The organism is Sphingobium nicotianae, assembly GCF_018603885.1.
GTDB classification, from domain to species: Bacteria; Pseudomonadota; Alphaproteobacteria; order Sphingomonadales; family Sphingomonadaceae; genus Sphingobium; species Sphingobium nicotianae.
Window position 1 is genome coordinate 63,127 of sequence record NZ_JAHGAW010000004.1, and the last position, 25,324, is coordinate 88,450.

General features: G+C 66.6%; 24 protein-coding genes. 13 read left to right on the forward strand and 11 right to left on the reverse strand.

Annotated elements, in window-relative coordinates:
- Positions 1-6: 6 nt before the first annotated feature.
- Genes KK488_RS06700 through KK488_RS06710 form a run of 3 tightly spaced genes read right to left on the reverse strand, consistent with a single transcriptional unit; the run spans position 7 to position 3,126 of the window.
- Positions 7-1,578 (reverse strand): type II and III secretion system protein family protein, encoded by a 1,572-nt coding sequence (locus tag KK488_RS06700; protein WP_214622389.1) that lies wholly within the window; start codon positions 1,576-1,578, stop codon positions 7-9.
- Between the two features lies 1 nt (position 1,579).
- Complete coding sequence (gene cpaB / locus KK488_RS06705; protein WP_214622390.1) at positions 1,580-2,602, reverse strand: Flp pilus assembly protein CpaB; 1,023 nt, start codon at positions 2,600-2,602, stop codon at positions 1,580-1,582.
- A gap of 50 nt (positions 2,603-2,652) precedes the next feature.
- Entirely contained in the window at positions 2,653-3,126 is a 474-nt protein-coding gene (locus tag KK488_RS06710) for an A24 family peptidase (protein WP_214622391.1), read from the reverse strand.
- A gap of 126 nt (positions 3,127-3,252) precedes the next feature.
- Here KK488_RS06710 and KK488_RS06715 point away from each other — a divergent pair, with 126 nt between their 5' ends.
- Positions 3,253-4,374, forward strand: coding sequence for an NAD(P)/FAD-dependent oxidoreductase (locus tag KK488_RS06715; RefSeq protein WP_214622392.1), 1,122 nt, complete (start codon positions 3,253-3,255; stop codon positions 4,372-4,374).
- A gap of 80 nt (positions 4,375-4,454) precedes the next feature.
- On the forward strand, positions 4,455-4,628 hold the full coding sequence (locus tag KK488_RS06720) for a YegP family protein (RefSeq protein ID WP_214622393.1): 174 nt from the start codon (positions 4,455-4,457) through the stop codon (positions 4,626-4,628).
- Between the two features lie 117 nt (positions 4,629-4,745).
- On the opposite strand, the gene KK488_RS06725 is transcribed toward KK488_RS06720, so the two are convergent.
- Positions 4,746-5,171: a c-type cytochrome gene (locus KK488_RS06725; RefSeq protein ID WP_250890150.1), complete on the reverse strand. Its 426-nt coding sequence runs from the start codon at positions 5,169-5,171 to the stop codon at positions 4,746-4,748.
- A gap of 269 nt (positions 5,172-5,440) precedes the next feature.
- On the opposite strand from KK488_RS06725, the gene KK488_RS06730 reads away from it, so the two are divergent.
- From KK488_RS06730 to KK488_RS06755, 6 genes are all read left to right on the forward strand, one after another.
- A complete protein-coding gene (locus KK488_RS06730) occupies positions 5,441-5,944 on the forward strand; it encodes a MarR family winged helix-turn-helix transcriptional regulator (RefSeq protein WP_214622394.1) in 504 nt (167 codons plus the stop codon).
- A gap of 112 nt (positions 5,945-6,056) precedes the next feature.
- Positions 6,057-7,013, forward strand: coding sequence for a D-2-hydroxyacid dehydrogenase (locus KK488_RS06735; protein ID WP_214622395.1), 957 nt, complete (start codon positions 6,057-6,059; stop codon positions 7,011-7,013).
- 4 nt (positions 7,014-7,017) lie between these two features.
- The gene (locus KK488_RS06740; RefSeq protein ID WP_214622396.1) at positions 7,018-8,241 is read left to right on the forward strand and encodes a glycerate kinase type-2 family protein; all 1,224 of its coding nucleotides are present in this window, start codon (positions 7,018-7,020) and stop codon (positions 8,239-8,241) included.
- A gap of 289 nt (positions 8,242-8,530) precedes the next feature.
- The gene (locus KK488_RS06745) at positions 8,531-9,457 is read left to right on the forward strand and encodes a TauD/TfdA dioxygenase family protein (RefSeq protein WP_214622397.1); all 927 of its coding nucleotides are present in this window, start codon (positions 8,531-8,533) and stop codon (positions 9,455-9,457) included.
- Positions 9,458-9,948: 491 nt separating this feature from the next.
- Positions 9,949-11,118, forward strand: coding sequence for an amidohydrolase family protein (locus tag KK488_RS06750; RefSeq protein ID WP_214622398.1), 1,170 nt, complete (start codon positions 9,949-9,951; stop codon positions 11,116-11,118).
- 132 nt (positions 11,119-11,250) lie between these two features.
- Positions 11,251-12,084, forward strand: a complete 834-nt coding sequence (locus KK488_RS06755) for a dioxygenase family protein (protein WP_214622399.1) — start codon at positions 11,251-11,253, stop codon at positions 12,082-12,084.
- 109 nt (positions 12,085-12,193) lie between these two features.
- Here the strand turns inward: KK488_RS06755 and KK488_RS06760 are convergent, their stop codons facing one another.
- Together KK488_RS06760 and KK488_RS06765 are read right to left on the reverse strand one after the other, a co-directional pair.
- Positions 12,194-13,183, reverse strand: coding sequence for a zinc-dependent alcohol dehydrogenase family protein (locus KK488_RS06760; RefSeq protein WP_214622400.1), 990 nt, complete (start codon positions 13,181-13,183; stop codon positions 12,194-12,196).
- Positions 13,184-13,322: 139 nt separating this feature from the next.
- The gene (locus tag KK488_RS06765; RefSeq protein ID WP_214622401.1) at positions 13,323-14,258 is read right to left on the reverse strand and encodes an SDR family NAD(P)-dependent oxidoreductase; all 936 of its coding nucleotides are present in this window, start codon (positions 14,256-14,258) and stop codon (positions 13,323-13,325) included.
- A 203-nt stretch (positions 14,259-14,461) separates the two neighbouring features.
- On the opposite strand from KK488_RS06765, the gene KK488_RS06770 reads away from it, so the two are divergent.
- Complete coding sequence (locus KK488_RS06770; RefSeq protein WP_214622402.1) at positions 14,462-15,352, forward strand: SDR family oxidoreductase; 891 nt, start codon at positions 14,462-14,464, stop codon at positions 15,350-15,352.
- A gap of 291 nt (positions 15,353-15,643) precedes the next feature.
- On the opposite strand, the gene KK488_RS06775 is transcribed toward KK488_RS06770, so the two are convergent.
- The gene (locus tag KK488_RS06775) at positions 15,644-16,186 is read right to left on the reverse strand and encodes a hypothetical protein (RefSeq protein ID WP_214622403.1); all 543 of its coding nucleotides are present in this window, start codon (positions 16,184-16,186) and stop codon (positions 15,644-15,646) included.
- A gap of 220 nt (positions 16,187-16,406) precedes the next feature.
- On the opposite strand from KK488_RS06775, the gene KK488_RS06780 reads away from it, so the two are divergent.
- Positions 16,407-17,939, forward strand: coding sequence for a TetR/AcrR family transcriptional regulator C-terminal domain-containing protein (locus KK488_RS06780; protein ID WP_214622404.1), 1,533 nt, complete (start codon positions 16,407-16,409; stop codon positions 17,937-17,939).
- Positions 17,940-18,011: 72 nt separating this feature from the next.
- Here KK488_RS06780 and KK488_RS06785 read toward each other — a convergent pair whose 3' ends face one another.
- Positions 18,012-18,908, reverse strand: coding sequence for a pirin family protein (locus tag KK488_RS06785; RefSeq protein ID WP_214622405.1), 897 nt, complete (start codon positions 18,906-18,908; stop codon positions 18,012-18,014).
- A gap of 105 nt (positions 18,909-19,013) precedes the next feature.
- Between KK488_RS06785 and KK488_RS06790 the strand changes: the two genes are divergently transcribed.
- Positions 19,014-19,982 carry a proline iminopeptidase-family hydrolase gene (locus KK488_RS06790; protein ID WP_214622406.1) on the forward strand — a complete coding sequence of 323 codons (969 nt, stop codon included), beginning with the start codon at positions 19,014-19,016 and terminating at the stop codon, positions 19,980-19,982.
- A gap of 97 nt (positions 19,983-20,079) precedes the next feature.
- Positions 20,080-20,856, forward strand: coding sequence for a pyridoxamine 5'-phosphate oxidase family protein (locus KK488_RS06795; protein WP_214622407.1), 777 nt, complete (start codon positions 20,080-20,082; stop codon positions 20,854-20,856).
- A 145-nt stretch (positions 20,857-21,001) separates the two neighbouring features.
- Here KK488_RS06795 and KK488_RS06800 read toward each other — a convergent pair whose 3' ends face one another.
- On the reverse strand, positions 21,002-22,084 hold the full coding sequence (locus KK488_RS06800) for a branched-chain amino acid aminotransferase (RefSeq protein ID WP_214622408.1): 1,083 nt from the start codon (positions 22,082-22,084) through the stop codon (positions 21,002-21,004).
- Between the two features lie 306 nt (positions 22,085-22,390).
- Between KK488_RS06800 and KK488_RS06805 the strand changes: the two genes are divergently transcribed.
- Positions 22,391-23,260: a pirin family protein gene (locus KK488_RS06805; RefSeq protein ID WP_214622409.1), complete on the forward strand. Its 870-nt coding sequence runs from the start codon at positions 22,391-22,393 to the stop codon at positions 23,258-23,260.
- An 18-nt stretch (positions 23,261-23,278) separates the two neighbouring features.
- Here KK488_RS06805 and KK488_RS06810 read toward each other — a convergent pair whose 3' ends face one another.
- Together KK488_RS06810 and KK488_RS06815 are read right to left on the reverse strand one after the other, a co-directional pair.
- Positions 23,279-23,584 carry a UBP-type zinc finger domain-containing protein gene (locus tag KK488_RS06810; protein WP_214622410.1) on the reverse strand — a complete coding sequence of 102 codons (306 nt, stop codon included), beginning with the start codon at positions 23,582-23,584 and terminating at the stop codon, positions 23,279-23,281.
- Positions 23,581-25,299: an FAD-dependent oxidoreductase gene (locus KK488_RS06815; RefSeq protein WP_214622411.1), complete on the reverse strand. Its 1,719-nt coding sequence runs from the start codon at positions 25,297-25,299 to the stop codon at positions 23,581-23,583. The genes KK488_RS06810 and KK488_RS06815 overlap by 4 nt, the downstream gene beginning before the upstream one ends.
- Positions 25,300-25,324 lie beyond the last annotated feature (25 nt).

The following is a 25,324-nucleotide window of genomic DNA, read 5'->3' on the forward strand; positions in this document are numbered from 1 at the left end:
CCCTCGTCAGAAGCTGAAGCCAGGCGCGGCCGCCTTGCCTTTGCCCTTGGACGTCTTGGTGCCGACCTGGTCGGGCGTGACGGTCGTGGGCGCGGCGGCCTGCGGCACAGGCCGCTTTTTCTTTCCGTCGCCGTCATGAAGCTGGCTGGTGAAAATCTGCTGGGCGTCCGTCGGGTTGCGATAGCCGTCGGTCGGCAGGGCGATGTCGCGCGCGTTGACCGGCTTCACCAGATATGGCGTCACCACGATCACCAGTTCGGTCTCCTGCCGGCGCCAGCCCTTCGACTTGAAGAGATTGCCCAGGATCGGCAGGTCGCCGAGGAACGGCGCCTTGTCGATCGTGTTGGAGGAGGAGGTCGAGAGCAGGCCGCCGATCACGAAGCTCTGGCCGGAGCCGAGCTCCACCGTCGTTTCGGCGCGGCGGGTCGAGACGCCGGGGATCGTAAAGCTGTTGAGGCGAACGCCCGCGCTCGCGTCGAGCTGCGAGACCTCCGGGCGGACGCGCATCGAGATGCGGCCGTCGGCCAGCACGGTCGGCGTGAAGGCGAGGCTGACGCCATATTGCTTGAACTCGACCGAGACATTGCCGAGCGAGCTCGACAGCGGGATCGGGATCTCGCCGCCGGCCAGGAAGCTGGCGGTCTCGCCCGACAGTGCCGTCAGGTTCGGGTTGGCGAGCGTAGTCGACAGACCCTGCGTTTCCGCAAGGTCGAGCGCGCCGAGGATGTCCAGGCCGAAGAGCTTCGTGTCAAAGCCAAGCGTCGATCCGCTGGTCTGCGATGTGATGGCGGTGCCGATCGCCTCCTTCGTTGTCTTGAAGAGACCGGTATTCGGATCGATCGCATAGCCCTGAGGCGCCTTAAGGCCATTGCCCACGGCGAGCGGGCCTCCGACGTTCCAAACGTCGTTGATCGCGGTACGGCCCTGGCCGATGCCGAACTTGAACCCGCTCGTGGTATCCATCGTGGCGAGATTGAAGCCGATATTCTTCGCCAGCGTCTTGTTCACCTCGGCGATGCGGACCTGCAGATTGACCTGCAGCGGCGTCGCGGTCTTGAGGCGGCTCACGACCTGCGTCTTGTCGCCGGCGAAGGCCTGGACGAGGCGCTGGACCTCGGCGGCGTCTTCGGGCGCGGCGATCGTGCCGGTGAGCAGGATCATGCCGTTCATGGTGCTGACCTGGACATGGGCGTCCGGCATGGCGAGCGTGAGCATCTGGTCGATGCTGGTGATGTTGTTGCCGACGCGGACGGCATTGGCATAAAGCATCTTGCCGTTGGTCGAGGTGACGAACACGTTCGTTTCGCCCGGACCCTTGGCAATCAGGTAGATCTGCCGCTGCGAGCGGACATGCACATCCAGCACGGCGGGATCGGCGATCACGACGTCGGAGAGATTCTCCGGCAGGTTGATCACGCGACTTTCGCCGATGGCGAGCAGCAGCGCGCCATTCTCCTGCTGGGCGCCGGCAGCGAGCAGGCGTGGCGGCGTCAGGGTGGCGCTGGCCGCGATGGCGAGCGCGGCGGCGAGGGCGCCGGTGGCGATGCGCGCCACCGAAGGGCTGAGGGCCTTGGTCATCTTACTTGCTCCCAACCTCGACGGTGGTGACGGCGGCCCCGCGCGCGATGCGCACGACGGGACCGGAACTGATGCCCGGCGCGCCGCCGCCTGTGCCGCGGGCGATGACCGCGGCATTGGGGTCGACCGGCTTGGCGGGGACGCTGCTGCGCTGCCAGCGCGACACGTCGGCGCCGGTGGAGTAGCTTGAGCGGCTGTCCGAGGGACGATTGGCGAGCGCCGCCATCATCGTCTTCTCGCCATTGGCGTCGCCGTCCTTGGGTGCGTCGACCTCGCCGGAGGCAAGCGCTTCCTCGAGCTGCTGATTGCTGTCGGCGATCGAGCGGAGCGACATGGAGATCGCGCCGATCGTCTGCGCGACGCTGATCTTCTCGGCCATCTTGGGCGTCACTTCGATGGTGACGTTGGAATAGGTCTGTACGACAGGCTGGCCGTCCGGACCGATCGCGTTGGTGCGCTGGTCGGTGGCGAGCACGCGGAGATTCTTGAGGATCGTCTCGGCGACCTTGAGCGGAGCGCCGTCGCCGCCGCCAGCGACGCTCTGCGTCAGCATGAGGTCGACACGGTCGCCCGGGAAGATGAAGCCGGCGACCGAGCTCTGGATCGAGACCGGCACCGTGACGGCGCGCATGCCCGGGCCGAGCGCGGCGGCCAGGAAACCACGGTCGCCCGGCTTGATCAGCGCGCCCTGTGTCACCGGCTGGCCGGCCGTGATCGCGGAGCGCACCACCGAGCCGACGAGCTTCTCGGCGGTCGTGCCCTGGCCCTCGATATAATAGGCTTCCTCGACCAGCTCCTTGGGCCAGGGCTGGTAGCGATAGGCATCCGGGCCGACGATCGTGCCGACCGGCAGCGCCTTGGTGGCAACCAGCACATGCGGCATGTCGGCCGGGTTGGGCATGGCGGCAGCCGTCGCTTCGGGCGTACCGGCACCGCCGCCGGTGAACATGGACCGGGCCAGGAACGCCGCCATGACGGCGATGACGAGGGCGCCGGCCAGGAGCGCGATCTTCTTAGGTTCCATGTCGACGAATGCCTCCAAACACGGGACCAAGGTCCCGGACCGTGCAATTATTAAATCGAAGGGTTAAGATACGGTTGACCCATTACCCAAAGCCCCGCGAGGGCGATGGCGACGCCATAGGGAATTTCGGGGCGGCCGATCCGCCGGGTCATGCGGTGGTGGATCACCGTGATCAGCGTGATCACGCCGCCGAGCAGCGCCATCAGCACGATGAGGTTGGACATCGCCGGCAGCGGCAGCCACAGCGCGATCGCGCCCAGCATCTTGACGTCGCCGCCGCCCATCATTCCAAGCGCGAACAGGCCGGTGAACAGGGCGAAGATAACCAGAGCGAGACCGATCTGCAGCGCGACCTCGGGATAGAGCGACCAGCCATTGGCCACCCACCAGAGAGGCGCCAGCAGGGCGATGACGAGGTTGAGGCGATTCGAGATGACGCGGCTGCGCAGATCCGTCACCGCTCCCCATAGAAGAAGCAGCGCCAGAATTGCGCTCAGCAAATATGAAACCCACACCCCAGGCATATTGGAAAAGGCTAGACCTTACGCCTTACCAAATCGTAACCAGCCCGCGATGCAGTCCTGCCCGCCCGTCCCACATCGCTCCATGCCCGCCGATCTCCCCGCGGCTTCGGCACCGGAGTGCCGATCATGACATCTGTGGACATCCTCGTCGTCGGGGGGGGCATGGCGGGCTTCAGCCTCGCCGCGCAGCTTGCCGGGCATGCCAGCGTGCTGCTGATCGAGCAGGAGGCGCAGCCGGCCTATCATGCTTCCGGCCGCTCGGTCGCCTTCTGGGAAGAGAGCTATGGCGGCCCGGGCGTCCAGCCGCTGACCAGCGCGAGCGGGCCTTTGCTCGCCGTGCCTGATCCGGCCTTTGCCGACGGGCCGCTGATGACTCCGCGCGGCGCGTTTCATGTCGGTCAGGCGCGCGATGCCGGCCTTGCCGAGGCGATGCTGACCGATTTCGCGGCGAGCGGCGTGACGCTCGCGCGGGTCGAGCGCGCGCAGATTCTCGCCGACTTGCCGGGCCTGCGCGAGGGCTGGACGATCGGCCTCGCCGAGCCTTCCATGTGCGACATCGACGTGGCGGGCCTGCTTGGTGCCTACCGGCGGATGGCGCGGCGCGGCGGCGTGGAGGTGCGGCTCTCGACCGGGCTCGTCGCAGCGCGGCGAGAGGGCGCGGCCTGGCTTGCCGAGACCAGCGACGGCGCGGCCATCTCCTGCGGCATGATCGTCAACGCCGCCGGGGCCTGGGCCGACGATGTGGCGCGGCGCTGCGGCCTGGATGGCCTTGGCATCACGCCCTATCGGCGCACGGTGGTGCAGCTGCGCTGCCCGCAGGCCCCCGCGAGCTTTCCGCTGATCGCCGGGCTGGATGGCAGCTTCTATTTCAAGGCCGAGGGCGCCGGGCGGATCTGGCTCTCGCCGCACGACGAGACGCCCGACGTGCCGCATGACGTCGCGCCGGAGGAGCTCGACGTCGCCATCGCCATCGACCGGTTCCAGCAGGTGGTCGACTGGGAGATCGAGGCGGTCGAGCACAAATGGGCGGGTCTGCGCAGCTTCGCGCCGGACCGGCTGCCGGTCTATGGCGCCGATCCGCGCGCGCCGGGCTTCTTCTGGTTCGCGGGGCAGGGCGGCTTCGGCATCCAGACCGCGCCGGCCGCCGCCTTGATCGGCGGGGCGCTCGCGCTCGGCGCCGCGATGCCGACGGCGGTGGCCGGCATCGACGCATCGCTCTATGCGCCCGGCAGACTTGTCAAAGCATAGCGGTGCCGGCCCTTTGCGCTGGTCTGGCGGGCCCACGGGGATTAGACATGGACGCCTCAACCGATTGGAGGAGTGGAGCCATGGCGCACAAATTCGTGATCGAGAAGAACAAGGCCGGCGAGTTCGTCGCGAAGTTCAAATATAACAACGAGATCATCTTCTGGACCGAAGGCTATACGAGCAAGGCCAGCGCGCGCAACGCGATCGAATCGATCCTCAAGAACGGCCCCGGCGCGCCTGTCGAGGAAGATTGATCGGACCGGGCTCGGGGACGCTCGCCGAGCCGGTGAATCCAGACAGCCCAACGAACCCGTTCGGTTCAGGGTGGGGGGTGGGACGCCGCCGCCGTCCCGCCTGCTCCTTACTTCAGCTTACTTCAGCGTGCCGAGATAGGCGATGACGTCGGCGCGGTTCTGGTCGTTGGCGATGCCGGCGAAAGCCATCTTGGTGCCCGGAATTTTTTTCATCGGTCCACGCAGAAACTCGTTCAGCTCGTGGGGCTTCCATGTCACGCCCACACCCTTCATCGCCGTCGAATAGCTGAAGCCCGGCGCGGTCGCCGACTTGCGGCCGACGACGCCGCGCAGCGACGGGCCGAGGCCGTTCTTGCCGGCATCGGTCGAGTGGCAGATCTTGCACTGGGCGAAGAGCTTGGCGCCGTTGGCCGCATTGCCCGCCGGTGCCGCCGCGGGAGCGGCGATCGCGCGGTCCTGGGCCGAGAAGGCACCGAACAGAGCAGCGACCACAGTGGCAGAGGCAAGGGCGCCGGACAGGCGGGCGCGGGAAAACATGGGCATTAAGGCGACTCCCGATATGCTATTGTCGTCCTCTCCTGCCCGGGCGGGCGGACGCCTTTTCATCTCCGCAGCAAGCCGGGCCTGTCAACCCTTGATCGGCGAGCCGTGCGTGCCGGGTCGGGGCGCCGCCGCACTCCCTAATCACCATATTGCGCCGAAGCGCGCGCATGTGCGCATGAAACGCGTGACCCGGCCGGGTTGACAGAGGCGGGCAAACGAGTCGATGACGTGCAAAACCATTCGTGATCACATGATCGAAGGGGTCGATGTTGAACGACGAGCGCGATGCTCTGGAGAAGGCGCCTGATCACAGGCCGACGATTCACGGCACGACGCGGCTCGACCGCGAATATGGCTTCACCTATCGGATCATCCTCGTCGCGCGGCGCTATCGCGCGATGCTGGACGAGCAGCTCCGCCCGCTCGGCTACGGCACGGCGCGCATGGAAGCGCTCTCGACCATCGCCCGCGCGACCGAGCCGACCGCCCAGATCGCCATCGCCAAGCGCATCGGCATCGAGGGACCGACGCTCACCCGCATGCTCGACACGCTGGAGGCGGACGGTCTGGTTGTCCGCCGCCAGGACCCGACCGACCGGCGCACCAAGCTCATCGAGCTGACGCCGGAGGGCGAGAAGGCGCTGGAGGAGATCATGGGCGTGGCGCACAGCTTCCGCACCACCGTCCTCAAGACGCTGAGCGACGAAGAGCTGGATCAGGTCAACGAAGTGACCGACAAGCTGATGCGGCTGATCTGCGCCGGGACGGAATAGGCACCGGCGCCACTTTTCCCTACAGCGATAGGATTCTCTGACTGGACGGCTGGACTTGCCGGCGCCGCGCCGATAATTGCCGCGCGATCGATCAGTCGGGAGAGCGGACAAGATGAGCGGTGACAATCAGAATGGGGTGCCGCGCATCGTCCATCTCGACAAGATCACGATGGGCGGCTTCGAGATTCCGCGCCCCGATTTCCCGCACGAGTGGATCGAGCATCAGTTCACCGATCCCGATCAGGTCGTCGAACGGCTTGCCGGCGCGCAGGTCGCGATCATCAACAAGGTGAAGCTGGACGCAGCGACGCAGGCCGCGCTGCCGGACCTCAAGCTCATCGCCGTCACCGCCACCGGCACCGATGTCGTCGACAGCGTCGCGGCCAGGGCGAATGGCATCGAGGTGCGCAATGTCGTCGGCTATGCCGGCACCTCGGTCGCCGAGCATGTGATCATGATGATCTTCGCGCTGGTGCGCGGGCTGGTGCCGTTCCGCGAGTCGGTGATCGACGGGACATGGGGCGGCGGCAAGTCGTTCACCGTGTTCGCCGCGCCGGTGCGTGATCTGGCCGGCCAGCGCCTCGGCCTGTTCGGCAGCGGCGCGATCGCCCAGTCGGTCGCGGCCAAGGCGCGCGCGCTCGGCATGGAGGTCGTCTTCGCGGGTCGCAAGGGCCAGCCGGCGAGCGAAGGCAAGCTCGCCTTCGAGGAGGTGCTGGCGACCAGCGACCTCATCAGCCTGCATTGCCCCCTGACCGACGAGACGCGGCACATGCTGAATGCCGAAAGCCTCGCGACGATGAAGCGCGGCGCGATGATCATCAACACCGCGCGCGGCGCGCTGATCGATCTGGAGGCGCTGGAGGCGGCACTGGCGAGCGGCCGGATCGGCGGCGCTGGCATCGACGTCGCGCCGGTCGAGCCGCCGCCGGCCGATGCGCCGATCCTGCGGCTCGCCCGGCGCCCAAACGTGATCGTGACGCCGCACAGCGCCTGGCTGAGCGAGCAGGCCGTCACCGATCTCGCGAAGCGCACCGGCGAGAATATCGCGACCTTCCTGGCCGGAAAGTGAGCCGATGACGAGCCGGCGCGCGCTGCTGGAAAGCGCCTTCGATGCGGCGGTCGCGGCCTGCAAGCGGCCCGAGACGATCATTGCCGCCCTGCCGGAGAAGCCCAAGGGCCGCGTGATCGTGATCGCCGCCGGCAAGGGCGCGGTGCCGATGGCGCAGGCGGTTGAGGATCATTGGCCGGACGCGACCGGCATCGCCGTGACGCGCACCGGCTATGGCGCGCCGCTCAAGCATATCGAGCTGGTCGAGGCGAGCCATCCGGTGCCCGATGCGACCGGGCTCGCGGCGGCTTCGCGCTGCCTGGAGCTGGCCGAGAGCGCGGGCGCCGACGACCTTGTGCTGGTGCTGCTCTCCGGCGGCGCCTCGGCCCTACTCGCCGCTCCGTCCGAGCCGCTCGATCTGCCCGCCAAGCAGGCGGTGACGCGCGCGCTGGTGCGATCGGGTGCGCATATCGGCGAGATCAATCTGGTGCGGCGGCATCTCTCGCGCATCAAGGGTGGCCGGCTGGCCGCGGCCGCCTTCCCGGCGCGGGTGCTGACGCTTGCCGTGTCGGACGTGGTGGGGGATGTGCCCGAAGATATTGGCTCCGGCCCGACGGTCGGCGACAAGGGCACGATCGCCGACGCGCAGGCCGTGCTGGCCCGCTACGGCATTGCCGATCCGGGCGGTTGGAGCGAGAGCGTGAAGCCGGATGACCCGCGGCTCGCGAACAGCCGCTTCCAGGTTATCGTGCGGCCGGACGATGCGCTCGCGGCGGCGGCGAACTATGTCGCGGCGCAGGGATATGCTGCGGAGATAATCGAGAAGGAAGCGACCGGCGACGCGCGCGAGGTGGCGAAGACCCATGCGGAGGCGGCAGTGCGCGCGCGCGCCGAGGGCCGGAAATGCGCGCTCATCTCGGGCGGTGAGCTGACTGTCACCGTTACAGGATCGGGCGTCGGTGGGCCGAACCAGGAATATGCGCTGGCGCTCGCCGTGGCGATCAAGGGCCTTTCCGGCCTCGCGGCGCTGGCGGCGGACACGGACGGCGTCGACGGCAATCGCGACGTCGCGGGGGCCTATGTCGATGGCGAGACCTTCCATGCGCTGGACGAGGCGGAGGTCGACATCGATGCCGCGCAGGCGGGCAATGACGCGGGCAGCGCGCTCGGCGAGATCGGTGCCCTGTTCGTGCCGGGGCCCACTCTGACCAATGTGAACGACCTGCGGATCATCCTGGTCGATCCCTGAGCAGTCCTGATTTCTTATTCCCGTTCGCCCTGAGCTTGTTGAAGGGCTGTCCTTCTTTTTTCGCACCGTCGACGAAAAGGACGGCCCCCTTCGACTGCCTGCCAAGGCAGGCGCTCAGGACAGGCTTCGACAAGCTCAGGGCGAACGGATGACGTTGGGCGCGACACTGGCAATCCAGTTGCCCACTCGAAGTCAGATGCTCCCGTTTGCAAACCATTCAGATTTGAATTAATAGCTGGCGTATTAAAACGAGTCGGCGCAACGCTGCCGCTCGCCGGGAGACGACGCCATGCAAGTGAACAAGCTGCACCCCATTTTCGCGGCCGAGATCGTCGGTGCGGATCTCACGCAACCCGCCAGCCAGGAGCTCATCGACCTCGTCGAGGCGACCATGCGCGAATTCGGCGTCACCTGCATTCGTGGGCCGGTGATCAGCGACGAGCAGCATCTCGCCTTCGCCCGCGCCTTCGGGCCGCTGGAGCTGCCCGGGCCGTTTGATCCCAATACGCCGCGCCGCATGGCCTATGGCCTCTATGATGCGTCCAATCTCGACGTGAACGGCGAGATCATCGAGCGCGAATCGCTGCGCGCCAAATTCTCCAAGGGCAACGAGCTGTTCCATGCGGACAGCAGCTTCAACGACATGCCCAGCAAATGGTCGATGCTGCGCGGCGTCATCGTGCCGCCCGAGCGCGGCGACACCCATTTCGTCGATCTGCGCTGGGTCTATGAGGAACTGCCCCAGGCGATGAAGGACCGCATCGAGGGGCTGGTCGCCGAGCACAGCTTCCTCGCCAGCCGCATCAAGGGCGGCGTCGATCCGCAGGAAGTCGAGCGCCTCAAGACGCAGTGGCCGGGCGCGAAGCATCCGCTGGTCCGGATCAGCCCCTCGGGTCATAAATGTCTGTTCGTCGGCAGCCATGCCTATCGTATCGAGGGCATGGACGATGCCGAGGGGACCGCCCTGCTCGCGGAGTTGCTCGATTTCGCCAGCCAGGAGCGCTTCATCTACGCGCACAAGTGGCGCGAGGGCGACATACTGATCTGGGACAATCGCTGCATGCTCCACCGCGGCACCGAGTTCGACTATGAGCGCTACAAGCGCGACCTGCGCCGCGCCAACATCAACGAGTCCGGCGAAGAGCGCAGCGCGATCATCGCCCTGCTGCCGGTCGACCAGGCCGAGGCGGACGCGCGAGCCAAGCAGCAGGCCTGACCTGCAAACCTGAGCCGCGGGCTGCCCTTCCGTTGGAGGCGTTGGAGCACAGCTCTTCCAACACCATCCCGTCATTCCCGCGAACGCGGGAATGACGGAGAGGGAAGGCATAGCGCGCACCCATCTCCATGGCCGGCCAAAACAAACCGCTGTCCTACACGGGCAATTTCCAAGCATGCTGCTCCCGAGCAGAGGCGCGATCCTCTGCGCGCCAGCGAGTCGCGCGGAGAAAAATTTGAGTTCAGGCGTGACCTTCGTGACCTTCGCCGGATTGTTGCGCGCCGGACGGATGCGTCCGCGCAACGGGCCGGGCAAAATCATGCCCCGATGCGGGATCGACCTCGCTGCCAAACTCGGTTGCGCCGCACAACGCGTCGCCCCTTGCATCCGGTGACCATCGGAGGCAATATAGTTAGATCGCTAACGACATCGTCGCCCGATTCGCGGTATAAGAATGCTGTGATCGGAGCGAGCATGAGAGGAGCTTTTTCGTGGACCATCCGCTGATCAGTTGTGACGATCATCTCGATCTCAATCAGCTTCCGCCGGATCTCTGGGAGAAGCGCCTCCCCGATCATCTCAAGGCACGCGGCCCCAAGGTCGAGATTCGCGACGGCCGCGCCGTCTGGGTGTGCGACGACAAGGTCATGGGCCCCTGGTCCGGCCATGCCAATGCGCCCGCCGGCCCCAAGCCCGTCTATACCGCGCTGGATCGCGGCGGCATCGTCGACCAGACCGAGTGCCGTCCCGCCGTCGCCAAGCTGCGTCTCGCCGACATGGATCGCGACGGCGTCTGGGCGCACGTCCTGTTCGGCCCCGTCACGTCGCTCGATTTCGAGGACGAGGAGATGCGCGACGCCTGCTACGCGGCGTACAATGTCTGGCTCAAGGAATTCTGCTCGGCCGCACCGGATCGCCTGATCGGCGTGCCGCTGCTGCCGCCCTATCCGCAGCCGGCGCTCAAGGAGCTGCAGCACATCGTGTCGCTCGGCGGCTTCAAGCAGGCCAATCTGCAGATCGCCATGGCGCAGCCGCGTCTGGAGAGCGACGAGTGGGAGCCGCTGTGGCAGCTGCTGGAAGACAGCAACATCATCCTGTCGTTCCACGTCACCGTGTTCGCCAGCGTCAGCCGCGCCTTCGACAAGTATAAGGGCAGCCCGGGCGCGACCTTCCTGCACGTCAAGATGTTCATCGAGCAGTTCCTCGATCCGTTCGTCGACCTGTTCGCCTGGGGCATTCTGGAGCGTCACCCCGGCCTCAAGATCGTCATTGCCGAGTCCGGCATCGGCTGGCTGCCCTGGGTGGTCGAGGAGCTCGACTATCGCCACTTCCGTCTCTGGGAAGGCGAGGAGTTCTGGAATGCGCGCGGCGGCATCCCGCACAAGATGAAGCCGTCCGAGCTGTTCAAGCGCCAGGTCTATGGCACGTTCCAGCAGAGCCCGACCGCTGTCGCGCTGGCCGAGTTCTACGGCGAGGACAAGCTGCTCTGGGCGACCGACTATCCGCATCCGGACAGCATCTGGCCCAACTCGATCAAGACGCTGGAAGGCTTCACCCAGAAGGCGACGCCCGAGCTGGTGCGCAAGTTCACGTGGGAGAATGCCGCCAATCTCTACGGCATCAAGGGCCCGCCCCAGCAGGACGCGATCGCCGCCGAATAAGCGGTTCCCCATAGCAGGGACTACACGGAGGGGAGGGCGCAAGCTCTCCCCTCTCGTCATGTGACCCCGACAGGCGTAGATTGCCGTCCTCCGCAGCGCCGGCCAGCGGCGCGCGGAGGGGAGAGGCAAGCCATGAGCATCGACAGGAGAGTCTTCATCGGCGCCGCCGGCGCGATCATCGGCGGCACATTGGGCGGCGTCGGCCTGTCCGAGGCGGCCGAAGTGCTGGGTGGCCGCAAGCCGATCACACAGAAGGAATGGGAGGCGCTGTACCGCAGCTACGGCCAGGCGCAGTTCACTTGCGTGCGCACTTCGACCGCGGTGGAGGGGCCTTACTACTACGACAGCTCGCCGCTGCGCAGCGCCATCGCCGAGGGTCATCCCGGCGAGCGGGTGCGGCTCGGCCTGACCCTGGGCGGCATGCTCTCGCCGGTCGCCAATCGCTGCTTCCCGCTCGCCGGCGCGGTGATCGACATCTGGCAGACCGATGCGGCCGGCCTCTATTCCAATGCCGGCGGCGATCTCCAGACAGTCGACACCACCGGCCAGACCTTCCTGCGCGGCCACCAGATCACCGACGAGAAGGGCTATGTCGAGTTCGACACCATCGTGCCGGGCTGGGAAGTGATCGCGGTGCCGCCGCCGGTCATCGTCGGCGCCCGCACCACCCACATCCATGTGAAGGCCTATCATGGCCGCGACGTGCTGACCGCGCAGCTCTATTTCCCCGACCCGCTGCTGGATCAGCTCTTCGCAGATGTGGAGCCCTACAAGTCGCATGTCATGATGACGGCGCCGGGCCTGCCCAAGTCCTACGCGCGCGTGCGCAACGTCCAGGACGGGCTGTTCCTCGCTGACAAGTCCGAGCCGATGACGGTCGAGCAGATCAACGGCGTGCTGACGGCGAAGGCGACGATCGGGATGATCAGCCAGGGCAATCGAGGGATCACGCCGCTGTTTCGGTGACGGGGGCTCGCCATCCACGTCATTCCCGCGAACGCGGGAATCCAGCCCCAGCCGATGTGCATAACCGCCCCTGGATTCCCGCGTTCGCGGGAATGGCGAAAGGAGACTTTCAGGTCATCGTCACGACGACCTTGCCGATCTGCTGGTTGGATTCGAGGAAGCGATTAGCCTCGACGATCTGCTCGAACGGGAAGGTCTTCGCGATCACCGGCTTCAGATGGCCGAGCTTCAGCCCGAGCAGGATGCGCTCCTGCGCCGCCTTGTAGCGGGCCGGATGGTTCCAGATTTCGGACGCCACCCAGCCGCGCATCGAGAGGCCCTTGAACGCCATGTTCCAGTGCGGATAGGGCGTCGGCTGCTCGGAAAGGCCGCCATAGATGAAGAGGATGCCGCGCTCGGCCATGGCGCTGGTCAGCGTCTGCACATAAGGGCCCTGCACCGGATCGAACACGATGCGCGCGCCCTTACCGCCGCTGATTTTCATCACTTCCTCGGCCAGATCGACTTCCTGCGTGGCGATGACATGCTGCGCGCCGAGGGCCTTGAGCGCCAGCGCCTTCTCGCTGGTCCGCGTCGCGGCGATGGAGACGGCGCCGGCCCAGTTGGCGAGCTGGATCGCGGCGATGCCCACGCTGCTGGAGGCGGCCGGGATGATGACATAGTCGCCGATGGTGGCTTCACCGACCTCGATGATCGCGAAGGCGGTCATATACTGCATCCACACCGCAGCGGCCTCGGCGGGCGTCAGGCCCTTGGGCGCCGGGAGCAGGCAGCGGGCGGGGACGATCGCCTGGGTCGCCCAGACGCCATATTGGCCAAGCTGGAACATCGGGAGAGCCGAGACGCGATCGCCGACTGTAAAGCCTGCGACTCCCTCGCCCAGTGCCTCTACGATGCCGCAGGCCTCATAACCGATGAGGGTCGGGAGCGCGGGCTTGGTTGGATAGCGGCCGGCACGGAACATGGCTTCCGAGCGGTTGAGGCCGACTGCCTCGACCCTGATGCGCACCTCGCCGGGGCCGGGCGCGCCGATCTCGATCTCCTCGAAGCGCAGCACGTCCGGGCCGCCCAGTTCATGCACGCGAACGACTGTGGCCATAGTCTCTCTCCCTGTTTCTTTTCGCTCCCCTCCTCTTCAGAGGAGGGGTTGGGGGGTCCGCTATTATCGCTGCGCGAGCGATGCTGCGCATCGCCACCACCCCTTACCCCTCCTCTGAAGAGGGCGGGAGACAAAGATGTTACAGCTTCTCCGTCAGCGGCTGCTGCGTGTCGTAGATCGGGTTGTAGATCAGTGTCCCGAACTGCCGCACCAGCGCCGCGCGTGCTTCGTTTGGCTCCTCGACCGGGATGGCGCGCAGCAGCGCCTCATTCCGCGCGACGATGCCGTCGCGGAACTCGGGGTGGGTCATGATGAAGAGATCCTTGCGGCGGATTCCGCGCAGCACGCGCTCGCCGACTTCCTCGGGGCTCATGAACAGCGATGCGTCGAAGCCCGGCTGCGGGCGACGCGGCGGCTCGCCATCCTTGGCCACGGCAATCGGCGTCGGTACCGCATTCTGCAAATGCTCGGGCCGGGTCGCATTGGTCGTCTGGCCGAGATTGGTCTGCACCGGGCCGGGAAAGAAGACCGAGGCGCCGATCGGCGTGTCCTTGAGGTCGGTCGCGACCACCTCCATCATGCCGGCCACCGCGAACTTGGCTGTGCAATAGACCGCGACGCCGCCGACCGCCGAGAAGCCGCCAGTCGAGGAGGTGGCGACGATATGGCCTTCCTCGCCGTGCTTCAGCATGCGCGGCAGCATCGTGACGAGGCCATTGACGACACCGCCGATGTTGACGCCCAGGCCGAAGTCCCAATCCTTGTAGGTCATGTCCTGCACCAGCCCGCCGCCGCCGACGCCGGCATTGAGCGCGAGGACATGGATGTTGCCGAACCGCGCTTCGGCCTCGTCGGCCGCCCGCGCCCAGCTGTCGCGGCTGGTGACGTCGAGCAGGATCGGGTGAATAGCCAGGTTGGTTTTGGAGAAGCCCGCCATCGCTTCGTCCAGCGCGTCCTGGCGGATGTCGGCGATCACCACCTTCATGCCTGCTTCGCCGAAGGCCTTGGCCATGCCCCAGCCCATGCCGCTCGCGCCGCCTGTGATGAAGGCGGTCTTGCCGCTCACGTCCTGCATAGTCTGTGCTCTCCTGTCGCAGATGATCGTCCGCGTTTACGGTTGACTTTGTCGTCCGTCAACGCGGTGAAATTGGCCGATTAGTACAGAAATGCAAAGCAGGAACGCGGAGTGATGTTGACTTTGTCGTAAGTCGTCGGTCATGTCGGGAGCGATCGATCTGGCCGGACGGCCGGGCGGTGACCGAGGACAGGGAGAGGCGTGTGAAGAACCTCGAAGGCAAAGTCGCCTTCATCACCGGTGGCGGATCGGGTGTCGCGCTCGGTCAGGCCAAGGTGTTCGCCGAGGAAGCGAACATGAAGGTGGTGATCGCCGACATCCGCCAGGATCATCTCGACGAGGCGATGAGCTATTTCAGCAGGAAGAATGTCGCGGTTCACCCGATCCGCCTCGATCTGACCGACCGCGCGGCCTATGCGGCGGCGGCCGACGAGGCGGAAGCGGTGTTCGGCCCGGTCGACCTGCTCTGCAACACGGCGGGTGTCAGCCAGTTCGGGCCGATCGAGAATGCCACGTTCGACGACTGGGACTGGCAGATGGACGTCAATGTGGGCGGCGTCATCAACGGCGTGATGACCTTCATGCCGCGCATGATCCAGCAGGGCGGCGGTCATATCGTGATCACCGCCTCGATGTCGAGCTTCGTGGCCCTGCCGACCACGGCGATCTACTGCACCACCAAATATGCGGTGCGGGGGCTGGCGGAATCGCTGCGCGTCGAGATGCCGAAATACAATATCGGCGTGTCTCTGCTCTGCCCCGGCGGCGTGAACACCAACATCCATCGCTCGGTCGAGGCGCGGCCGGAAAAATATGGCAAGACCGGCTATTATGGTCGCGACGAAACCGTCTTCGCAGGCCTCAAGAAGGTGATCGAGAACGGCTTCGACCCGGTCGACCTGGGCCGCGTGGTGCTTGACGCGGTGGTCAACGACAAATTCTGGGTGTTGCCTTATCCCGAATTCGCCGAAGGACAGATGGCGCGCGACAAGGAAGTCATCGACGCGCTGATGAGCTATTCGGATCATCCCGATTATGCGCGGCGGATGGCGTATCGCAAAAAGATCCAGGGGCAGATGCCGGGCGCCGATTAGATCGCCAGGAAGCACGCTCTCGTAAATGACTTCCCCACCTCCGTTCGCCTTCGACATGCTCGGGGCGAACGGTTTTTTATTGGCGGAGCTCCCGGGAAACGCGACCCCTCTCGCGACCGAGGCGTTTGGAGGCGAAGATGGTCCCGCGCTCTCGTGAAGCAGCGAGCGACCGGTCGCGCGGCTCAATCATGTCATGATGCACGCCGCACGATGCAATATGCACTGCGCCACACTCACATCGCTCGGACACCATCTTGACTTTGCCCGATGCGGGGGAAGCGCGCCAGTCGCCTAGCGCACCCGCTCCACGCGCACCGCCGCCTGCTTGCCGACCTGCATGAGATAGCTGCCGAGAGCGCCCTTGCGGATCGTCACCGTCTCCTGCGGCGCTGGCGGGCGGAAGTTGCCGACGCGTTCGGTCATCCGCCAGATGGCGCCGTCTGCCAAGGCGATCTGCCACATGCCGACGCCATTGTCGCGAGCCGAGGCGACGGCGGCGCTGATCTCATTCTGGCCCTCACTCTCGTCACGTCCGGCAGGCGGTCTGGCGATCTGCTCGGCGCCGAAACCCGCGCCCACGGCCGGTGCGCCGGGCGGCGGGGGCGGCGGCGCGCCCTGCGGCGTGCGGATCGAGGATGAGCCGAAGCTGGACGTGTAGGTTCCCTGCGAGGCGGCACGCGCGATCGAATCATAGCATTCGAGCCGGGCGTCCTTCTTGCCGATGCGGGCGCAGACGGCGAGCTGGTCCGGAAGGCTGCCCTGTGCGAACAGGGGCGTGCCCGCCATCGCGACGCCCGCTGCCGCCGCGCCCAAGATAAACCGTCCCGTCAGCATCTCTCACTCCTCCCGCGCCTGTTTCGGCGGTGACTCCTTGATTGAGTCTGTCTGGCGTGGTTATCCCGAGTCGTCAAACGATCCTAGCCCTCTCGCCACGGCCGGGGTTGGCCGCAAACCGCCATTTACTGAACATGTGAATCAAAACATTGACCACCGGCCGAAATGGCGCCAATCCTATAGGATTGCGCCTGTGGGGCAGGCTGCACGGAGAATGAGAATGGGACGCGGATTGGCTCGCCGGGGTGCGGGTGTCGACAAGGGCACCATCGTCGCGACGGCGCTGGCTGTGCTGGATGAGCAGGGGCTCATGGCCTGCACGACCGAGATGGTGGCGGCGCAGATCGGCGTCGATCCCGCCGAACTTGCCGCGCTCTTTGCGGATCGCCAGGCGATGCTGCGGGCCATGGCCGAGGAGATGACGGCCACAACCACCGCCCCGGCACTGGCGACGGGTTGGCGCGAACTGCTGAGTCAGCGAGCCAAGGCGGGGCGCGAGGCCATGCTCTCGCGGCGCGATGGCAGCCTGCTGTTCGCGCAGATGCCGGCGATGCTGCCGATCGGTGGGACGGAGCAGGCCGTCATACCAGCGCTATGCGGGGCGGGTTTTGCCCTGGCCGATGCGCGTGCCGCCATGCTGCTGGTCGATCGCTTCACCATCGGCGCGGCGCTGGCCGAGCAGAACGGCGTGGGTGCGCAGGATGGCTTCAAGGCGCAGCTCGAGGTTGTGCTGGCTGGCATCGTCGCTTCGCAGCCGATCGGCCTGACGGCGCGCCGGGACGACCGGCAGAGCCGTTTCCAGTCCAGCCTCTGGGTGTTCCTGCGGGATGCGCGCGAGAGCGCCAACATCTCTTTCGCGCGCACCGCGCATGTCAACGAACTCGACCGACGTATCCTGCTCCTCCTCCAGGCGCAGGGCCCCAAGACGCTGGCGACCATTTCCATGGCCTGCGGTGTCGACAAGGCGCAGGTCAGCCGGGCGATCAAACGGATGGGCGAGGTTTCGCTGCTGTCGCGTGGTGGCATCCGCGCGCCGATCCGCCTCAGCGCCGCCGGCCGCCAGCTCGCCGAGCGGCTGCTGCGGCAGGCTGAACTGCGCAATCGGGAGCTGACCTTCGGCATCAGCGACGAACAGATCGTCACTCTGTTCAGCGTGCTCGATACGCTGCTCGCCCGCGCGATCACTCTGTTCGAGCAGGAGCGCAAGTTCGTTGCCCTCAACCAGGGGCCGGAACAGGTCGATTTCAAGGATATGGTCGAGGAAGGGCTGCCCGACGAGAATGGCGTCGCGGTCGATCGCTCGCGCGTGCTGCCGCCCTTCATCACGCTCTGCTCCTACATGCTGCGCGGCGGTGCACTGGCGCACAAGCGCCGCACCGGCCTCTCGAATTTCGAGACCTGGGTGCACACGGAAGTCTGCCGCAATCCGCCGATCAGCTGGCCGCAGCTCGTGCTGGCCCTGTATCGCGACCAGAGCCAGGCGGGGCGCACCGTCAATCATCTGATCGACATTGGCCTGGTGGCGCGCACCGGCAAGCCCGGCCGGCGCCACGGCTTCTTCGCGCCGACCGAAGAAGGGCGGCGGATCAACGACATCATCGAGGAGACAGCCCAGCGACGCAGCGAGTTCCTGTTCCAGGGCCTGCCCGCCGATCAGCTCGACAGCTTCATGACGGCCTTCGAGACGCTGGCCCACAATGCCGAGGTGCAGGTGGCGCGGGAGCGCGCCATCCAGGAGATGGACCGCAACTAGCGATTGGGTGGGGCTTTCCGCCGCCCACAACCCTAAAACGCCGAACGGGTTTCCCTGGGGTATGCTTTGGCCTCACTCCGGCAGCGGGATGAACTCGCTGTCGCCCGGCACACGGTCGAAGCGACCCTGCTTCCAGTCGGCCTTGGCCTGGTCGATGCGATCCTTCGAGCTGGAGACGAAATTCCAGAAGATGTTGCGCGGTTCGGCGAGCGGTTCGCCGCCGACCAGCATGATGCGGGCGGGGTCGGTGGCGCGCAGCACGATCTCGGCATCCGGCTTGAAGATGACCAGCTCGCCCGCCGCGAAGCCGCCCTCCTGCCCCTCGACCGCGATCGCGCCCTCGATCACATAGACGGCGCGCTCGATATGCTCGGCCTTGAGCTGGTAGCGCGCACCCTCGGCGAGGGCGACGTCGGCATAGAGCATGTCCGAGAAGGTGCGTACCGGCGAGGTCATGCCGTCGCTGGTGCCGGCGACGACGCGGATCGTGACCCCGTCCGCCTCCGCCTGGGGTATCTCGGCGGCACCATGATGAAAGAATTCCGGCGCGGTCTCCTCATGCGCCGTCGGCAGCGCCACCCAGGTCTGCAGACCGAACAGCGGGCCGCCTGATGCGCGCACCTCCGGCCCGGTGCGCTCGCTGTGGACGATGCCGCGACCGGCGGTCATCCAGTTGACCTCGCCGGGCCGGATCGTCTGGACGGAGCCCAGCGAATCGCGATGCAGGATTTCGCCCTCCAGCAGGTAGCTGACGGTGGCGAGGCCGATATGCGGATGCGGGCGCACGTCCATGCCATCGCCGGCGCGCATCGTGATCGGACCGAACTCGTCGAAGAAGATGAACGGGCCAACCATGCGCTGATGCGCCGAGGGCAGCGCGCGCCGCACGGTGAAGCCATCGCCCAGATCGCGCACCGGCGGCAGGATGATCATGTCGACGGCGTCGATGTCGGTCTCGCGCAAGGTCATGGCAGCTCCTCCCTGGTCCGGAGCGACGCTAGCAGCGTGCGGCGGGCAAGTCGCTATGCAAGAAGGATCAATGGGCTATTGCCTGATGCAGGAGCCAGCAAGGACATGATCGAACGGACCGCCATCATCCCGGACACCGCCGCGCCTGCCACCGCCGCGCCCGGTCCGCTGGCGCCGGGCATCCGCATCCGGCCGCAGCGCGAGGCGATGATCGATGCGCCGGGCGGGCGCGTCTATGCGCGCATCGACGGCGATCTTTCCGGGCCGCGTGCGCCGATTGTCTTCCTCCATGGCGGGCCGGGGAGCGCGCACTGGTATTTCCTCAACGGGACCGCGCTGGCCGACGAGCGCGGGGTGATCCTTTACGACCAGCTCGACAGCGGCCGATCGGACCAGCCCGGCGACACCGACAACTGGACGGTGCCCCGTTTCGTGGCCGAGCTGGAGGCAGTGCGTGCAGCCCTCGGCATCGCGCGCTGGCATGTGCTCGGCAGCAGTTGGGGCGGAACCATCGCCCTGGAATATGCCGCGCGGCGACCGGCCGAGCTGGCGAGCGTGATCATCCAGTCGCCCCTGATTTCGACGGCGCTGTGGCTGCGTGATGCGCAACGGCTGCGGGCGCGCCTGCCCGCGGCGGTGCGCAAGACGCTGGCCGCCTGTGATGTGCCAGGCAGCTTGCCGGCCGATCAGTGCGATGCGGCCAAGGAGATTTTCTATCGGCGCTTCGTCAATCTCGTCGAGCCCGCGCCGGAGATCGCGGCCTACAAGGCAGCGCTACCCCGCAGCTTCAGCGAGAATATCTATCATCATATGTGGGGCTGGGCGGAATTCAGCGCGAGCGGGACGCTGAAGGACTATGACGGAACGCCCCTTCTCGGGAAACTGGACGGCGCGCGGACGCTGTTTGTCGCAGGCGAACATGACGAGGCGATGCCGCGGACGATCGCGGGCTTCGCGCGCCGCGTGCCTGGCGCCACCTTTGCCGAGGTGCCCGGCGCGGCGCATTCGATCATGAACGACAATCCACTGGCCTATCTGGATCTATTGCGACCTTGGCTGGCGGCGCATGATTGATGTGCTCGCCGCCTGAGCGCGGAAATATTACCGCTGCGGCTGATCCCAAGCAGGGGCCGATTCGTTAGCAGGGCGGGAGCGGATGGAGGGGACTAAAATGAGCGACATTGCCGAGACCGTTCTGAGCCTGCTGCAGAAGCCGAGCGATGCGGCCGCCTGGGCCGCCGTGCTGGCGCCCGATGCGACGCACGAAATATTAGGCGGCACGATCGAAGGACGCGATGCCGTCGCGGCGCGGCTCGGCAATGATCTATTCGCTCAGCTCGACTGGGAGCGGTTGGACAAGCCCGGCAAGATCGTCTTCGCCGGTCGGGCCCGCCCGGGCGGCACTGGCCGTTCGCTTGCGCTGACGATCGAGGGCAAGGATGGCCTCGTCACGCGCTTCTGCCAGCAGATGCTGACCCCGCCGCCGTCCAGCGGCGGCACGCCGATGGTGATGTCCGACGCGCTGCGGGAGAGGATCGACACGGCGCTGGCGGAAAAGCATGCCATGTATATGGCCTATGTCGACAAGGAGGGGCGGCCGCATCTCTCGATGCGTGGTTCGATCCTGACCCTGGGCCCGGACAGCCTCGGCCTGTGGGCGCGCGCCGGCGGCGGTATGCCCGAGGCGGTCGCGGACAATCCGAACGTCGCGCTCTTCTATCGCGATGAGGTGGCGCGGGCGATGTACCAGATCACCGGCCGCGCCCGGATCGCCGAGGATGAGGCGACGCGCCGGCGCATCTACGACGCCATGCCAGTCGTCGAGCAGCGCCACGACTTTGCCGAGATCGGCACGGCGATCGTCGTCGATCTCGATCTCGTCACCGGCTGGGCCGGCTTCAGCGCGACCGGCCAGATCGACCCGGTGCGGCTGGTGCGGGGCGCCTAGAGACTCGCGATATCGAGGGAAATCTCTCCGTTCGTGTCGAGCGAAGTCGAGACACGTTGAGGCTGAGCTAGGCGCGTCTCGACTTCGCTCGACACGAACGGGAAGCCGTTTCACCTGATCGGATGGGCGCGCCCTCGGCTTCCGCTCACGCCAGCTTGGTCATCCAGCCATGCGTGTCCGGCTTCTGGCCGAGCTGCACGCCGACCAGCGCCTCGCGCAGCGTGCGCGCGACCTCGCCGCCGTCACCATTGCCGATGATGAAGCCGCCGCGGTTCGACTTGACCTCGCCGATCGGGGTGATGACCGCCGCGGTGCCGCAGGCGAACGCTTCCTTGAGCTTGCCGCTCTTCGCGTCCTCCATCCACTGGTCGAAGCTGTAGGGCTCTTCGCGCACCGTATAGCCGGCATCCTGTGCGACGGCATGGAGCGAATCGCGGGTGATGCCGGGCAGGATCGATCCGTTGAGCGGCGGCGTGACGATCGTGCCGTCGTTGAACACGAACATGATGTTCATGCCGCCCAGCTCCTCGATCCACTTGCGCTCGACCGCGTCGAGGAACAGCACCTGGTCGCAGCCATGCTCGATGCCGACCGACTGAGGCATCAGGCTCGCTGCATAATTGCCGCCGCACTTGGCCGCGCCGGTGCCGCCGGGGACGGCGCGGACATAATCATGGCTGACCCAGAGCGTCACGGCCGACTTGCCGCTCTTGAAATAGCCTCCGACGGGCGAGGCGATGACGCAGTAGATATAGTCGCGCGCCGGGCGCACGCCGAGGAACGCTTCGCTGGCGAACATGAAGGGGCGCAGGTAGAGGCTGCCCTTGTCGGCATCCGGCACCCAGTCGACATCGGCGGCGACGAGCTGGCGGATGCTCTCGACGAACAGTTCCTCGGGCAGATGCGGCATGGCGAGGCGCGTCGCACTGTGATTGAAGCGGGCGGCATTGGCCTCCGGGCGGAAGCTCGCGACCGATCCGTCGGGCAGGCGATAGGCCTTCAGCCCCTCGAAAATCTCCTGCGCATAATGCAGCACGGCGGCCGCCGGATCGAGCGGGATCGGCTGGCGCGGACCCAGCACCGCGTCGTGCCAGCCCTGACCCTCGGTATAACGGATCGTCACCATATGATCAGTGAAGAGCGTTCCGAAGCCGAGGCTCTCCATTGCGGCGGCGCGGTCCTCGGGCGAGGTGGGGTTGGGCAGCGTTTGGGTCGTGAAGTCCAGCATTGCACGTCTCTCTGAAGAACTTTTATTACTTAAACATCGCCTCAAATGACATAAGAAAATAAAATTGTCATCAAGAACGTTTGAAAAATGCGCAATTTGAAAACGGCGATCCTTGACGATCCATCCGCGCGCGCACCTCCCCACCGGTCCCGGAGAGCTCCGAATGACGCGCTCGGTAACAGGAAGCGCAAGCGCTGTCATGCCTCTGCTATCATGCGGACCGGCGATCTTCTGTTGCGCACCCGCCCTTCCTATATTCCGGTCAACTGGACCGGCCCGAGGCGGCCGGCGCCCTGGAGCAATGACATGACGAAGACGATCCTCGGCCGCTACGGCACCAACCAGGGTCATTGGGTGGGCGACGGGTTCCCGGTGCGCTCGCTCTTTTCCTATAACGGCCTCGGCCAGGCGATCAGCCCGTTCCTCCTGCTCGACTATGCCGGGCCGCATCATTTCGAGCCGACGGTCGCGCGCCGCGGTGTCGGCGAGCATCCGCATCGCGGCTTCGAGACGGTGACGATTGTCTATGACGGCGCGGTCGAGCATCGCGATTCGACCGGCAATGGCGGCGTGGTCGGGCCGGGCGACGTGCAGTGGATGACGGCCGCCGGCGGCATCATCCATGAGGAATATCATGCGCCGGGCTTCGCGAAGACCGGCGGGCCGTTCCGCATGGTGCAGATCTGGGTGAACCTGCCGGCAAAGGACAAGATGGCACCGGCCGGCTATCAGGGCATCGTCGCGGCGCAGATCCCGAGCGTCGCCTTGCCCGGCGAAGCCGGTTCGGCGCGGATCATCGCGGGCGACCTGATGGGCGCCAAAGGTCCGGCTCGCACCTTCACGCCGATCAATGTCTGGGACGTCTCGCTGTCGAACGGCGCCGACCTCGCGCTGCCGCTGCCCGAGGGGCATACGGCGCTGCTGGTCATTCTCTCCGGGCGGGTGACGGCCAATGGCGCGCAGCCGGCGGGCGAGGCGGAGGTGCTGCTGCTGAGCCGCAAGGGCGATGCCGTCACGCTGCATGCGGATGAGGCGGCGACGTTGCTGGTCCTGACCGGGGCGCCGATCGAGGAGCCGATCGTTGGCTACGGGCCGTTCGTGATGAACAGTCGCGAAGAGATCGTCCAGGCGGTCGACGACTTCAACAATGGCCGCTTCCTGCGCGAACCGGCCTGATCACTGCCTATCCCGCGCTCAGACGTAGCGCGGGATAGGCCCTTGCTGCGGCGTCTGGTCGGGCAGCTCGACGACCACCTCGTCGACGAAGCACCAGCCCCAGCCCTCCGGCGGATCATAGCCTTCGATGATCGGATGGCCGGTCGCGTGGAAATGCGCCGTGGCGTGGCGACTGGGCGAATCGTCGCAGCAGCCGACATGACCGCAGCTGCGGCACAGGCGCAGATGCACCCACCAGCCGCCCGTTTTAAGGCATTCCTCGCAGCCCTTGGCGCTCGGCATCACCGCGTTGATCGTGTCCATGTGACGGCATTCATCACTCATGCGTCTGCCCTTTCCCGTGCGGAGTCCGTCGCTGCCAATGCCGCATGGATCTGCGCGACGACGGCAGCGCCTTCGCCGACGGCGGCGGCCACCCGCTTGGTCGATCCCGCGCGGATGTCGCCGATTGCGAAGACGCCGGGCATGCTGGTCTCCAGCGGCAGGACGGCGCGGCCGTCGCCCTGCGACTGGCAGGCCGCGCCGGTGACGACGAAGCCCTTGTCATCGAGCGCGACGCAGCCGTCGAGCCAGGCGCTGTTGGGATCGGCGCCGATGAACAGGAAGATGTGGTGCAGCGCGCAGACCTTCTCCGCGCCGGTGCGGCGCTGGCGGATGGTGCAGGCGGCGAGCCGGCCCTTCTCGTCGCCCTCGATTCCGACGATCTCGCTGCCGACATGGATCTCGACATTGGGCAGGGCGGCGATGCGCTCGATCAGATATTTCGACATGGTGTCCTCGAGCGGCCGGCGCACGATGAGGTGCAACCGCTCGACCTTGGGGGCGAGGAAGACCACGGCCTGCCCCGCGCTGTTGCCGCCGCCGACCAGGGCGATCTCCTCGCCGGCGCAGAGCTGCGCCTCGATCGGCGTCGCCCAGTAGGAAATGCTCGATCCCTCATACTGCTCGAGATTGGCGATGTCCGGTCGGCGGTAGCGCGCGCCCGAGGCGATCACGACCGTCCGTGCCCGCACGTCGCGCTTGTCGTCCAGCGCCAGGCGATGGAGCTGGCCATCGTCCGCGCCGCAATTCAGCATCGCCGCGCGCAGGGGGATCGCAACCTCGGCGCCGAACTTGAGCGCCTGGTTGAAGGCCCGTCCGGCGAGCGCCTGACCGGAAATGCCGGTCGGGAAACCGAGATAATTCTCGATTCGCGCCGAGGCGCCTGCCTGCCCGCCAAAGGCGCGCTCGTCGAGCACCAGCACCGAGAGCCCTTCGGACGCGGCATAGACCGAGGCGGCAAGACCGGCCGGGCCGGCGCCGATGATCGCGACGTCATAGACAGCGTCGGGATCGAGCTCGGGTGTGATGCCGAGGCAGGCGGCCGCTTGCGCATTGGTCGGGTTGCGCAGCATCTGGCCGTTGGGACAGACCATCAACGGCAGCTCGTCCGGCAGCAGGCCGAGCCGCTCGACCAGCGCGCGGCCTTCGCCCTCGGTCGAGGCATCGAGCGCCATGTTGGGAAAGCCGCTGCGGGTGAGAAAGCCCTGCAGGCGCATCATCGCCGCGCTCTCCGGATCGCCGATCAGGATCGAGCCGGCGCCGCCCTCCTCGATCAGCGCGACACGGCGCAGGATGAAGGCGCGCATGACCGTCTCGCCGACATCGGCCGAGCCGACCATCAACGCGCGCAGATGCGCGGCATCGAACGGCACGGCGGTGCAGCCCTCGCTGGAGGCGCGGCCGGCGGCGAGCGAGGCGCGCCCGGCGAGCTGGCTCACCTCGCCGCTGAACTGGCCCGGGCCATGGGTGACGATCGTTGCTTCGTCCGAAAGGCCGTCGCGGCGCACGACATCGATGCCGCCTGCGAGCACCAGCCAGCTCGGCACGCCCAACTCGCCTATCTCATAGACCGATTCGCCGGGTGCGAACTGGCGTGCGGGGCCGCTGGCGAAGCGCTGCGCCGTCTCGATCTGCGCCGGGCTGAGCACGGGAAACATCTGATATTGCCGGGTGGCGATCGTGCTCGTGCCAATGTTCGTGGCGTTGCTCGCGTTCATGCGGGGCCTCACATGCTGTCGGGCC